The organism is Kribbella sp. NPDC005582 (assembly GCF_040605415.1).
Classification (GTDB): domain Bacteria; phylum Actinomycetota; class Actinomycetes; order Propionibacteriales; family Kribbellaceae; genus Kribbella.
Genome location: NZ_JBEXCU010000007.1, coordinates 226,316 through 239,084, shown reverse-complemented (window position 1 = coordinate 239,084; position 12,769 = coordinate 226,316). Strand labels below are relative to the sequence as shown.

Here is a 12,769-nt window from a genome sequence, read left to right as displayed (position 1 = left end):
GAGGATCGGTCGGTGACCGGTTATCCCGAGGGACTCGACGCCGAGGAGCTGGCGTTCCAGCGGCTGTACGGGCCGTGGAAGCAGTCGACTCCGGCCGACGCGCAGGCCATGCTGAGCCAGTACGACGGGGAGTGGTGGATCGCCGGCGGATGGGCGATCGACGCGTTCACCGGCGTGCACCGCGAGCACGAGGATGTCGACGTGTCGCTGTGGCGACGCGACGTCGAGAAGCTCCGGGTGTACCTGCGCGGTACGTACGACCTGTGGTCCAACGGGAGTGGGCGTCTCCAGCCCCTCGTCGATCGACGGCCCGAGCTGCCGGAGGACGCCGAGCAGATCTGGCTCCGCAAGCACGCACTGGCGCCCTGGGAGTTCGACGTGGTCGTGAACCCGGACCGCGACGGACGCTGGATCTTCCGCCGCGATCCGGCTCTCGACTTCGCTCTGGAAGACATCACCTGGCGAGGGCCGGACGGTGTGCGCTACCTCAACCCTGAGGTCGCGCTGGCCTACAAGGCGAAGCTGGGCCGGCCGAAGGACGAGCTGGACCTCGAGGCCGCACTCCCACTGCTCTCAACCGAGCAGCGGGTCTGGCTGGCCGACATGATCGACCACCTGCATCCCGGTCACGCCTGGCCGGCCCGGATTCGTTAGGACGCTGGGCGGACGGCCGCTTGGAGCTCCACGACCACCTGCTCCGGGTCTTCCGTGCTGACGCGGATGTCGCGATAGACGCCGTACGACTCGAGGCCCTGTTCGTCCAGTGCGACATCCAGCGTCCGCCAGGTGTCGGCGATGCCGTCGCTCGGTCCTCGATAGGTGACCGACGCGCCCTGCGGTACGGCGGGGAGGTCGGTGAGGTCCAGACCGGCCGCATCGGTGTCCGTCGCGCCGACGGCGATTCCGACCGAGACCTCGATCTTGGAGCCGTCTGGGCGGCCGTAGTACGTGTGGACGCGTTGCCCGCTGAGCTGCAGTGCGTCCAGCTGCTCGGACAGTGTCATTACAGCGCCGCCGATCTCGGACTCGTCGTTCACCTCGGCCTGCAGGTGCAGCAGGCGCAGGGCGGGCAGCGGGCCGAGCTTCAGGGTGCGGTTGGTCATGGTCAGTCCTCTTTCGATCGATCGGAGCCGCCGCTCGACCTCCGTCAGCCGGTCCGCGTCCGCAGTCATCCGCTGCTCGAGCTGGGCTCGTCGGAGCCGCAGCATGCCGCGCAGTTCCTCGACCGGGAGCTGTTCGTCGAGGATTGCGCCGCACTGCTCCAGCGTGAAGCCCAGCTCCTTCAGCGCGATCAGACTGTCGACACGCCAGATCTGCGACAGCGCGTAGAACCGGTGTCCGGTGTGCGGGTCGACGCGCTCGGGCACAACCAGTCCCAGGGCGTCGTAGTGCCGCAGCATCCGTACCGAGATGCGGGTGTGGCGGGCGAGGTCTCCGATACTCAACATGGTTCGACCAGCGAACTGCCTGACACCGTGTCAGTTGCAAGGATGCGTAACTGAAGCATCGCGGCGAACCGTGCCTCCGGATCGGTCAGGTCGAGCTGACCGACCTCCGCAAGCCGTCGCAGCCGGTACCGAAAGGTGTTCGGGTGCACGTAGGCCGCAGCGGCCGCGGTAGTCACGTCACCGAAGGCATCCAGCCAGGCCCGTAGTGTTTCGACCAGTGCGGCGTTGTGGTCGCGGTCGTAGGCCACCAGACGCGCGATCGGTCCGGTCAGCGGCTCACCGCGCGCCTCGACGAGGTCACGCAGTTCCAGCAGCAGCGCCTCAACCTGTATGTCGGCCAGCCGAGCCACGCGCTGTGTACGCCGACTGGTCCGCAGTACTCGCAGAGCGCGATCAGCACCGGCCCGCGCCTGCGGCAACCGCACAGCAGCGCCGACGCCGATGTGTGCTCCGGACCGGTCGCCGACGCGGTCCAGGAAGTCCTGCGCGACCTGTGCAGCGCGTTCCTCACTGCTCGCCGGAATCAGTCCGTAGGTCACGTCACCCACCAACGCCGCTGCCGATCGCGGAAAGACCGCACCGAGATGCAGGGCGAACGCATCCGCCACGCGCTGCCGCTCAGTGGCCGGTCCAACGGCCAACGCCAGTACGACGAGTGCCTGGTCGGCCAGTCCGAGTCGGTCCAGTGCCTCGCGAGACCCGTCGAGCGCCGTACTGATCAGGTCGGCGCGGAGCCGCCGTTCGACATCCGCACCGGCGCGGATGCGCAACATGTGCAGGGCAACGACCTTGGCCGCATCGCGCAGCGCCTCGGAACGCTCATCACTCAGCGGCTCATGCACAGCGACCCAGATAGAGCCCAGGATCTCGTCGCCGGCGCGCACTGCGACGGCCACGCGCGGAAGCGCGACGTCTGGCTCAGTAGCCGGCAGGGGTGCGACATAGACCGGCTGGTCGGTTCGATAGAGCTCTCGGAAGACACCGCGCTCGGAGAGCAGCCGGGAGTAGCGCTCGGGCACCTGCCGGCCGAGGACTGTCTCGACGCGTGCGGTGTCGGCCTCGTCCTGGCGGCCGGAGTAGGCGAGCACTCGGGAGCTGCGGTCCTCGATGGTGACCGGTGCGTCGAGCAAAGCCGCAGTGGCGTTGGCCAGCGCGAAGAGGTCGCCGGACGGCATGCCTCCGAGCGTTTCAGACTCTGCGATTCCGACATCGAGAACCGACCGCAGCAGGATGCTCAACTGGTCCCAGGTGGCGCCTTTGGTCAGTGCGAGGACAGCTACGCCGGTTTCGTTGCTTAGGGCCTCGTCAACTGTGACCGGACTGCGCAGCACCAGACCGGCTGCATCCTGACGGCCGAGGTCCCGCAGTACGCGGGTGATCTCCTCGGGGTCGTGCAGGCCGACCCCGAGGACGAGTGCTTGCTGGGGGAGGACCGGGTCGTCGAGAGGATCATGGATGACGACACCGCCGATCGGCCGGTCGCGGTCTCCGGCCACGAGCTCGAGAAGCGTCGCGCCGAGGTCGTCCAGCACACGGCCGAGGCTGGCTCGGGGTCGTTGGGTCACCCAGCCATTGTGCATCCGGACAGCATCGGCTCTGGGTTTCGTTGATTCCTACAGTGGCAGCCATTCGGTCGAGGTGGTGACCGCGGCGAGTTCGTCGGGCAGCGGGTCGACGCCGATTCCCGGCCCGGTCGGTACGGCGAGGTGACCGTCCGCCAGCGTGAACGGCGCGGTGATGTCAGTGCGGTAGTACCGCGACGAGCCGGAGGTGTCGCCGGGCAGCGTGAAACCGGGCAGGGCGGCCAGCGCGACGTTGGCGGCGCGACCGAGGCCGGTCTCGAGCATGCCGCCACACCAGACCGGGATGCCGTTGGCCACGCAGACGTCGTGGATGCGGCGCGACTCCAGGTAGCCGCCGACCCGGCCGGGCTTGACGTTGACGATCGAGCACGCGCCCAGGCTGATGGCCGCAGCCGCTGCGCGGGCCGAGGTGATCGACTCGTCGAGGCAGATCGGCGTCTTGACCTGCTTGGCCAGCTCGGCGTGCCCGAGGATGTCCTCCTCGTCGAGCGGCTGCTCGATCAGCAGCAGGTCGAAGGCGTCGAGCTGTGCCAGGTGCCGGGCGTCCGAGACGGAGTACGCCGTGTTGGCGTCCACCTGCAGCAGGATGTCGCCGTACCGCTCGCGCACTGCAGCCACCGGCTTGATGTCCCAGCCCGGCTCGATCTTCAGCTTGATGCGGAGGTATCCCTCGTCGAGGTATTGATCAACTGCCGTCAACAGTTGATCAATCGAGTCCATGATCCCGACCGACACCCCGCACGGCACGCGGTCATGGACGGCACCTAGCTCACGTCCCAGCGACCGGCCCTCGGTCCGCAACTCCGCATCCAGTACGGCGGTCTCCAGCGCAGCCTTCGCCATCCGGTGCCCGTGGAACTTGGCCAGCGCCGGAGCCACCTGGGTAGCTCGATCCACGCCGGCCACGGCAGGGACGAAGTACCGGCGCAGTACGTCGATCGCTGCGTCGACGTACTCCTCGGAGTACAGGGGTGCGGTCATTGCGACGCACTCGCCCCACCCTTCGGCTTCGGTGCCGACGGCCCGGACGAGCAGTGCGTCGCGCGTGGTCTCCGTCCCGAACGACGTACGGAACGGTGAGACCAGCGGTAGCGACACCCGTCGCAGTTCGACTCCGGTCAGCTTCATGCGACTCCCTCTCGTTCGACTACGTACCATCCGGCCCGATCGAAGCCCGTCACGCGAGCACCTGCTGCCAGCAAACCGCCGAGCGCCTCACGCACGGCCAGCCTCCACTCCTGCGCTGCAGCGAAGTCCGTTGTCCGCAAGGCCTCCACATCAGCCGGTACGGCGATCGCCACCGCACCCGTCGTCGCCGGTTCGGTGCGGACCGGCCGACCGTCACTCCCGCGATCCAGCGCGATGCTCGCTGCTGACGGCTCGATACCTCCGACCGGCTCGTCGATCTGCCAGCGCACCAGCAGGCGATCGCTCTGGTCGTTGCCGTTGATCTCGTCGCGCATCTGGCCGTAGAAGTTGGTCAGGTACTGCACCGGCCGCGCACCGAGCTTCACGAGGTTGAAGTAGGCGTTGCGCCGGATCAGCGGATCGAAGGTCCACTCGATCGCGGACAGACCGCGCTGCAGCGCCCAGTCCCGCTGGTGCAGCTTCAGGGCGAAGCCGACGTTCCGGCTGCGAGCTTGGTGAGACACACCGGCCACGTGACTGTGCAGAGTCCGCTCTGACGGTGCACCGAAGAATCCGACACAGGCACCGACCAGTTCGGTGCCGTCGTACGCACCACTCACGTAGTTGCCGGCTTTGGAGAGTGCACGCAGCAGTTCGGTGGTCACTGGCGGGTTGTGCGGGTCGGGCCGCCAGATGGCGTCGAACAGCTGGTACACCGCTTCCAGATCGGTCAGTGCGGTCAGTTCACGCACCTGCACGTCGGTGACTGTGCCGGTCATCGCTGGCCCAGCAGGTCGGCGATCAGTGTGGTGAGCAGGGTTGTGCGTGGGGCGATCTCGTCGACGATGACGTGCTCGTCGTCCGCGTGCGCTCCGCCGCCGACCGCGCCGAGTCCGTCGAGGGTCGGCGTACCGATGCCGGCGGTGAAGTTGCCGTCGGAGGCACCGCCGACGGAGACCTGCCGCAGGGGCGGCTGACCGAGCTCTGCGGCCAGCCGGGACGCGTGTTCGTAGAGAGCTTCGGCCATCTTGCGCTCGAACGGCGGTCGGTTGGGACCACCGATCAGTTCCAGCTTTGCTTCTGGCAGCACAGGTTGAAGTGCACGCATCGCTTCGTCCACTCGCAGTTGCTCTGCGACGGTTCGGGCGCGGACATCGATCAGGAAGCTGGCTGCGGCTGGGACGGTGTTGCGCGTCGTACCGGAGACCAGCTTGGTCGGTGTGACCGTCGTACCGGCTGCTGGGTTGCCCAGCTCATTGATCGCGAGGATCTGGTGCGCAGCCTCGATGCTGGCGTTCACTCCGAGCTCTGGCTCCAGTCCGGCGTGGGAGGCGCGTCCGGTGATCAGGAGCTCGTAGTTGGAGACGCCCTTGCGCTCCAGCTTCAGTGCGCCGTCCGCCGATGCCTCCAGCACCAAAGCGGCCAGGCAGCCGGCTGCCTCGGCTTCGATCAACGCGCGCGACGACGGTGAGCCCAGATCCTCGTCACCGGTCACCAGCAGCGTCACACCACTTGGGTCAGGCAGTGCGGCGATCGCGTGGAACGCCATCACCACACCGGTCTTCATGTCGAAACAACCTGGTCCGCGCATGACACCGTTCTCGATCTGGAACGGGTGCGTCGCCAGGGAGCCGAGCGGCCAGACCGTGTCGTGGTGACCGAGGACGAGCACCTTCGTCGGGCCGTCGCCAAACTTCCAGCGCAGGTGCGTCCAACCGTCGATGACGACGTACTCCGGAGCTTTGCCGAGGCGCTCAGTTCCCAGCTGGGCAACGACATCCGCACTGGCCGCGACGGCGGCCTTGTCGGCCGACGGCGACTCGCACGTCACCAGGGTCTCAATATCCGTGAGCAGATCCATCAGTCCACCTTCGGTGTGGCGCGGGAGCCGAGGTGCAGATACTTCTCACCTGTCGGCAGTGAATGGAACGTCACGGGACTCCAAGCCAACGCGCCGTCCGGCCGGATCGCGAACAGGTTGCCGCTGTCATCGACAGGGACCAGCGTGCGTTCCTGCGTCGTCTCAGGCACCAGCGCCGCGAGCGGTCCGGTCACAGTGGTTCGCAGCACGGCGGTGTTGTCGCGGATGAGCACCTCGTGCGTCGTCCCTGCGCGCTCGTAGCGTCCGGCATGCCGTTCCAGATCCACAGTGGGCGGTTCGACCGGTGGTGTCACGAGAGCCGGTAAGGTGAGGTCGGCGAGCTCGGCGAAGATCTCCCGGTACAGCTCGTTGTACAGGTCACCGGCGCTGCCGCCGTTGGTGAGCAGTGCGACCGCCAGACCCTCGGCGGGCAGGATGCGCAGCATGGCCGCTTGGCCGATCGTGCCGCCGTCATGGCCGATCACCTGCTGTCCGTCCCACGTGAATCGCATCCAGCCGAGTCCCCACGAGTCGACGACCGCCTTGTCCGGCACGTCCGCGTGCTTGGCGGCCATCTCGGCCACCGCCGCCTCTGAGAGGAGGCGCTTGCCGTTCGGAGCCAGTCCGTTGTCCAGATGCAGTTTGGCGAAGGCCAGTACGTCGGCGACTGTCGAGGAGATGAGTCCTGCTGGTCCGGCCGAACGCTGCAGACCCCAGACGGGTGCCAGCTGGTCTCCGTTGACATGGCCCGCTGCGGCGCGGTGCAGGAGGGCTTCTTCGGGCAATGTGACCGTGTGCTCCAGCTCGAGCGGAGTGATGATCCGCTCGCGCAGTACCTGGTCCCAGGTCTTGCCGGTGAGCTTTTCGATCACCCGCCCGGCCAGCGAGAAGCCTGAGTTGCAGTAGGACCAGGTTGCGCCGAGGGGGTGGTTCTGGCTGACACTGGCCAGCAGTTCGGCGTACTTCTCCAGACAGTCGTCACCACGGCCGGTGTCCTCGAACACGTCACCGTCGATGCCGCTCGTGTGCGTGAGCAGGTGCCGCATGGTGACCTGTTTGGCCGCATCCGGATCGCTCAGCTTTAGTTCGGGCAGTACCGCGATCAGTGGCGCATCCAGGTCGAGCAGGCCCTCTTCAACAAGCTGCATCACCAGAGTGGTCGTCCAGACCTTGGTGATCGAGCCGATCTGGAACAGCGAGTCGGTGGTGACCTCGACTCCGGTCTTCTTGTTCAGTACGCCGGTGGCTGCCTGCACGAGCTCGTCACCGCGCAGGATTCCGAGCGTGGCACCGGGGACTCCATACTTGGCGGCCAGCTTGGTCAGTCTGCGCTGCCAGTGCGCCGCATCGATCCGCGGACGACGCTTGTTGGCGTACTGCTCTACCCAGTCGAGCACTCGGCGGTTGAAGTCGAGGCGGTGCGAAGGCTTGCCTTGCACGATGAACAGGTGGTCCGCCTCCGGGTAGAGCACCAGCTGGGTCGGTACGCCGCGCTCTCGCAGTGCGGTGTGCCACTGCTGCGCCTGTCCGAGCGGACAGCGTCGGTCGGCATCACCATGGATGACCAGTGTCGGCGTCTGCACCTGGTCGATCTGCGTCATCGGAGACATCGCGGCCAGGTCGCCGCCGGCCAGTTCGAAGGCAGTCAGGTAGTGCCCGAGGTCTGACGTCCCGGTCATGCTGGTCAGGTCGCTGATCACACCGCCGGTGACCGCTGCGGCGAACCGGTTGTCGCGGCTGGTCAGGTAGCACGTCATGAAGCCGCCGTAGCTGTAGCCGGCGACGGCCAGCCGGTTCGGATCGGCGATGCCTTCGGCAACCAATTCGTCGATCGGCTCCAGGAAGTCCTTGCCGTCGGAGGTGCCCCAGCCGTTCACCACGCCGGTGAAGAAGTCCTCGCCGTACCCGTCGCTGCCGCGGGGGTTCACCAGCAGCACACTCCAGCCGCGGGCGACCAGCTCCTGGTGGTAGCCGTGCAGTTCGTCCGCCGCGGCGCTCCAGGCTCCGTGCGGCCCGCCGTGGATGTCCAGCAGCAGTGGCTGCGCTCCGGTCGCCTCCGGGTCGCGGATCAGCCAGGCCGCGACCACAGTCCCGTCCGAGATCGTGAACTCACGCTCGACCCGGCGGAAGTGCTCCACGTCGGCAAGCCTCTCGCCGTACGACGTCCGCGGGGTGCTCGCACCGTTTGCGAGTTCTATGGTGACGACCTCGCCGTACGACGTCTCGGTGGTCAGTGTGGTGGTCGCGACGCCACCGGCGACGCTCAGACCGGAGATGTTGTGCCCGGCCTCGCCCAGTACTCGCTCAGGCGAGCCGCCAGCCACCGGTACGGCGTACAGGTGGGTGCAGCCGCGGTCGCGCGCGCAGAAGAAGACGGTGTCGCCGGTGACGACAGGCTGGCCGCCGGGGTAGGCCGGTCCACCGACCATGACGTTGCGGTCGAAGGACTCGGTGAGGTCGGTGACGCTTCCGGACGCGATCTCCAGACGCAGCAGGCGGTTGTGTCCCACCTGCCCGTCCAGGTTGCCGACCAGCAGCAGCGACGCACCATCCGTCATCCAGCCGGATGCGGTGACCTGTCCGTCGGCCAGGCCGACCAGTTCGGGCTTGGCCTTCGGGTCGGTCGCGTCCAGCACGTACGCCGGTGCTTTCGCGGTCAGGTCAGCGTCTGGCGCAGTGGCTGCGCCGAACGCCAGCTTGGTGCCGTCCGGCGACCAGGCTGGGTCACCGGCATGCCAGTCACCCTCAGTGGCTTGCCGGATCTCCTTCGACGCGACCTCCAGGACGTGGACGTGCTTGCGGACTGTCCCGAGCCAGCCGACGCCATCTGCCTGGTAGTCCAACCGCTCAGTGACGATCGGTGCGTTGTCGCTGCTGGGAGCGATGTCGACCGGTGCGCTGAACGCGATCCGCGTCCCGTCTGGACTCCACCGGGGCGCGCCCGCTCCCAGGGGGAGCGTCGTGAGCTGCTCAGGCTCACCGCCGTCGCTGGGCAGCACCCACAGTTGCGCCGGTCCGTCCTTGGCTCGCAGGAACGCGAGCTGGGTGCCGTCCGGTGACCAGACCGGGGTCCTGTCGCCGTCGGCTCTCGTGAGCTGCCTCGGCTCGCCGCCGGCCGCGGGAACCCGCCAGAGGTTCCGCAGGTCGCGGTCGGCCTTCAGATCGGTGGTCCGCAGGACGTACACGATCTGGCTGCCGTCGGGGGAGAGCGCAGGCTCCTCCGGGACGGCGAGCTCGGCCAGGTCGTCGATGCGCAGACGTCGGGTCACGAAGTCCTCCTCAGATGCGGCAGCGGCCTGAGGCGATGCTAGGCGGCTGCGGTAGCGGATGGACTTGTCGGATTCGACGAGTGATCGGCAGTTGTTCATCCGCTCCGACGAAGCGGCCCGCGGGGAGCGCCGACCGCCCGGAATCTGGCGGCGGATCGGGAACATCCCGGCAGGACTTACCCTTGAAGGTGTTATGACCTCTTTGCGCCCTCGTGCGGTCTACCTCGATCACGCTGCGACGACACCGATGCTGCCGGCAGCGATCGAGGCGATGGCGGCGCACCTGGGGCGCACCGGCAACGCATCCTCCCTGCACGGCGCCGGGCGAGCTGCCCGCCGTACGGTCGAGGAGTCCCGGGAGACGATCGCCGCCGCACTGGGGGCGCAGCCGAGCGAGGTGGTCTTCACCTCCGGTGGCACCGAAGCGGACAACCTGGCCCTCAAGGGGCTCTGGTGGGCTCGCTTGGCCGAGGACCCGCGCCGCCGTCGAATCCTGCTGAGTGGCATCGAGCACCACGCCGTCCTCGACCCTGCGGTCTGGCTGGCCGAGCACGAGGGCGCTGAGATCGAGTGGCTGCCGGTGGACGACCTCGGCCGGGTGCGGCCGGACGACGTACGGCGAGCGATCGAGTCCGCTCCGGAGACGGTGTCGTTCGTCACGGTGATGATGGCCAACAACGAGGTCGGCACGCTGCAACCCATCCAAGAGATCGCGGCGCTGGCCGGCGAGTGGGGTATCCCGGTGCACACCGACGCCGTCCAGGCGATCGGACAGGTCCCGGTGGACTTCGCCGCGCTGGGTGTCGACGCTCTGACGGTCTCCGCGCACAAGCTGGGCGGCCCGTACGGCGTGGGCGCGCTGGTGGTGCGCAAGGAGACCAAGCTGACGCCGGTGCAGCACGGTGGCGGTCAGGAGCGCGATGTGCGCTCCGGCACGCTCGATGCGCCGGCCATAGCGGGATTCGCAGTGGCGGTGGAGCACTCGATCAAGGACCAGCCGGTGGAGTCCGAGCGGCTGACCGCACTGCGGGACCAGCTCATCAACGGCATCCTGGCGACTGTCGACGGCGCTCAGCTGTCCGGAGACCCGGTCGGACGCCTGCCGGGTAACGCACACTTGTCGTTCAGCGGCTGCGAGGGCGACTCGCTCCTGTTGCTGCTCGATGCACGGGGGATCGAGGTCTCCACCGGTTCCGCCTGCAACGCCGGAGTCGCGGAGCCCAGCCACGTGCTGCTCGCCATGGGGTACGACGACCAGCGCGCCCGCGGGTCGCTGCGCTTCACCCTGGGACACACGTCGAGTCAGGCCGACATCGACGCCGTACTGGAGAACATCGGATCGGTGGTGGAGCGGGCACAGTCCGCCGGTCTGCAGAACGTGGGAAGGAACAACTGATGCGGGTACTCGCAGCCATGTCCGGCGGGGTGGACTCCGCCGTCGCGGCGGCGCGGATGGTCGAGGCCGGGCACGACGTCGTCGGAGTGCACCTGGCTTTGAGCCGCAACCCGCAGTCGTACCGGACCGGTGCTCGCGGCTGCTGCACGATCGAGGATTCGCGCGACGCACGCCGGGCCGCGGACGTGATCGGCATCCCCTTCTACGTCTGGGATCTGGCCGAGCGGTTCCACGCCGACGTGGTCGAGGACTTCGTCAACGAGTACGCCGCGGGCCGCACTCCGAACCCCTGCCTGCGCTGCAACGAGAAGGTGAAGTTCAGCGCGGTGCTGGAGCGAGCGCTCGCGCTGGACTTCGACGCGGTGGTGACGGGTCACTACGCGCGGATCGTCGACACACCTGAAGGTCGCGAGCTGCACCGGGCGGTCGACCCGGCCAAGGACCAGTCCTACGTGCTGGGCGTGCTCACACAGCAGCAGTTGGCGCATGCGTTCTTCCCGCTCGGTGACACGGTCAAGACCGAGATCCGCGAGGAGGCCGCGCGCCGTGGACTGTCGGTGGCGGACAAGCCGGACAGTCACGACATCTGCTTCATTGCCGACGGCAACACCGCGGGCTTCCTCAGCAAGCACCTGGGCGAGGCGCCCGGTGACATCGTCGACGCGCAGGGCAACAAGCTCGGCGACCACAGTGGCACGCACGGCTTCACCGTCGGTCAGCGCAAGGGCCTGCGGATCGGTACGCCGGCCGCCGACGGCAAGCCGCGGTTCGTCCTGGACATCAGCCCGGTGGACCGCACCGTGACGGTTGGCTCGCGCGAGGAGCTCGCAGTGACCGGACTGACCGCGTCGAAGCCGCGCTGGTGCGGACCGGCGCCCGAGTCCGAGCTGCAGGTGACCGCGCAGCTGCGCGCCCACGGCGAGGAGATCGCTGTGACCGCACGGCTCGACGGTGACCAGGTCCTGGTCGACTTCACCGAGCCGGCCTCCGCAGTAGCCCCCGGACAGGCCGTCGTCCTGTACGACGGCACTCGCGTCATCGGCTCCGCCACCATCGACACGGTCAACCGTGTCACTCCGCAGCACGCATGACGACAACTGGTCTGGGCTCGCTGCCCGGCGACGACATGCGGGAGTGGACCAAGGTCCTGCTCGAAGCTGTCGACATCCCGTTCCTCCCTGAGCTGCCAGCCCGTCCGTACGGCGACATGCTGAGCCGCGCGATCGCTCTGGTCACCGAGCTGGCCGCGGACCTGCAGCCGGCCGGCTGGCGGTTGACCGGGGGCGGTGACGCGACAGCCAGCCTGGATCAGCGCCGAGCGCGCGCACTGCTGCGCGAAGACCTGGATGTGCTGGAGGAGTTCGCGGACGGCTATGTCGGTCCGTTGAAGGTGCAGGTCACCGGACCGTGGACGCTGGCCGCGACAGTGGAGCGGCCGCGCGGTGACAAGGTTCTGGCGGACCATGGCGCTCGACGCGATCTCGCACAGGCCATGGCGTACGGCGTTGAGCAGCATCTGGCCGAAGTGCGCAAGCGCGTGCCCGGGGCGAGCGTCGTACTGCAGGTGGACGAGCCGGCGCTGCCCGCCGTACTGGCTGGAGCTGTACCGACCGCATCTGGTTGGGGAAAGCACCGGTCCATCGACGGCCCGGGTGCTGTGGAGCTGCTGAGCCTCTTCACCGGTTTTGTGCCCACCGTGGTGCACTGCTGTGCAGAACGGCCGCCGATCGAGGTGTTCACCAAGTCCGGTGCTGCTGGGATCGCGGTCGACATCTCGCTGCTCAACGAACCCGGCTGGGACCAACTCGCGATCGCCGCCGAGGCCGGCTCGACCATCTACGCCGGTCTCGTCCCCACCACCGGCGCCCTGCCGAACCAGGAGCAGGCCGCGGCCCCGCTGATCCGCCGCTGGCGCGAGCTCGGCCTCGACCCGGAGCTGATGAAGAAGGTCGTCATCACCCCCGCCTGCGGTCTCGCCGCGGCCCCCTCACCCCGCGACGCCCGAGCCCGCCTCGACCTCCTCCGCAAAATCGTCGACGTAGTAGGCGAAGCCGCCGACGCCTGACCCGCCGTCCGTCGCACCG

The 12,769-nt window shown here is 68.1% G+C and carries 10 protein-coding genes; 4 read left to right on the top strand and 6 right to left on the bottom strand.

Going from position 1 to position 12,769, the window contains the following annotated elements:
• Nucleotides 1–12: 12 nt before the first annotated feature.
• Nucleotides 13–654, top strand: coding sequence for a hypothetical protein (locus ABZS29_RS32915; RefSeq protein ID WP_355467940.1), 642 nt, complete (start codon nucleotides 13–15; stop codon nucleotides 652–654).
• On the opposite strand, the gene ABZS29_RS32910 is transcribed toward ABZS29_RS32915, so the two are convergent.
• Genes ABZS29_RS32910 through ABZS29_RS32885 form a run of 6 tightly spaced genes read right to left on the bottom strand, consistent with a single transcriptional unit; the run spans nucleotide 651 to nucleotide 9,289 of the window.
• Nucleotides 651–1,448 carry a MerR family transcriptional regulator gene (locus ABZS29_RS32910; RefSeq protein WP_355467938.1) on the bottom strand — a complete coding sequence of 266 codons (798 nt, stop codon included), beginning with the start codon at nucleotides 1,446–1,448 and terminating at the stop codon, nucleotides 651–653. The genes ABZS29_RS32915 and ABZS29_RS32910 overlap by 4 nt on opposite strands.
• The gene (locus ABZS29_RS32905) at nucleotides 1,442–3,013 is read right to left on the bottom strand and encodes a helix-turn-helix domain-containing protein (RefSeq protein WP_355467937.1); all 1,572 of its coding nucleotides are present in this window, start codon (nucleotides 3,011–3,013) and stop codon (nucleotides 1,442–1,444) included. Before ABZS29_RS32905 ends, ABZS29_RS32910 begins: the two co-directional genes overlap by 7 nt.
• 48 nt (nucleotides 3,014–3,061) lie before the next feature.
• Nucleotides 3,062–4,159 (bottom strand): o-succinylbenzoate synthase, encoded by a 1,098-nt coding sequence (gene menC / locus ABZS29_RS32900; protein ID WP_355467935.1) that lies wholly within the window; start codon nucleotides 4,157–4,159, stop codon nucleotides 3,062–3,064.
• A complete protein-coding gene (locus tag ABZS29_RS32895) occupies nucleotides 4,156–4,938 on the bottom strand; it encodes a GNAT family N-acetyltransferase (RefSeq protein WP_355467933.1) in 783 nt (260 codons plus the stop codon). Before ABZS29_RS32895 ends, menC begins: the two co-directional genes overlap by 4 nt.
• Nucleotides 4,935–6,020 (bottom strand): M20 family metallopeptidase, encoded by a 1,086-nt coding sequence (locus ABZS29_RS32890; RefSeq protein ID WP_355467931.1) that lies wholly within the window; start codon nucleotides 6,018–6,020, stop codon nucleotides 4,935–4,937. Before ABZS29_RS32890 ends, ABZS29_RS32895 begins: the two co-directional genes overlap by 4 nt.
• Complete coding sequence (locus tag ABZS29_RS32885) at nucleotides 6,020–9,289, bottom strand: serine hydrolase (protein ID WP_355467929.1); 3,270 nt, start codon at nucleotides 9,287–9,289, stop codon at nucleotides 6,020–6,022. Before ABZS29_RS32885 ends, ABZS29_RS32890 begins: the two co-directional genes overlap by 1 nt.
• A gap of 193 nt (nucleotides 9,290–9,482) precedes the next feature.
• Here ABZS29_RS32885 and ABZS29_RS32880 point away from each other — a divergent pair, with 193 nt between their 5' ends.
• From ABZS29_RS32880 to ABZS29_RS32870, 3 genes are read left to right on the top strand one after another with little or no spacing between them, the layout of a single operon-like run.
• Nucleotides 9,483–10,685 carry a cysteine desulfurase family protein gene (locus ABZS29_RS32880; protein ID WP_355467927.1) on the top strand — a complete coding sequence of 401 codons (1,203 nt, stop codon included), beginning with the start codon at nucleotides 9,483–9,485 and terminating at the stop codon, nucleotides 10,683–10,685.
• Nucleotides 10,685–11,776 (top strand): tRNA 2-thiouridine(34) synthase MnmA, encoded by a 1,092-nt coding sequence (gene mnmA, locus ABZS29_RS32875; protein WP_355467926.1) that lies wholly within the window; start codon nucleotides 10,685–10,687, stop codon nucleotides 11,774–11,776. The genes ABZS29_RS32880 and mnmA overlap by 1 nt, the downstream gene beginning before the upstream one ends.
• On the top strand, nucleotides 11,773–12,750 hold the full coding sequence (locus ABZS29_RS32870) for a methionine synthase vitamin-B12 independent (protein WP_355467924.1): 978 nt from the start codon (nucleotides 11,773–11,775) through the stop codon (nucleotides 12,748–12,750). The genes mnmA and ABZS29_RS32870 overlap by 4 nt, the downstream gene beginning before the upstream one ends.
• Nucleotides 12,751–12,769: the final 19 nt, after the last annotated feature.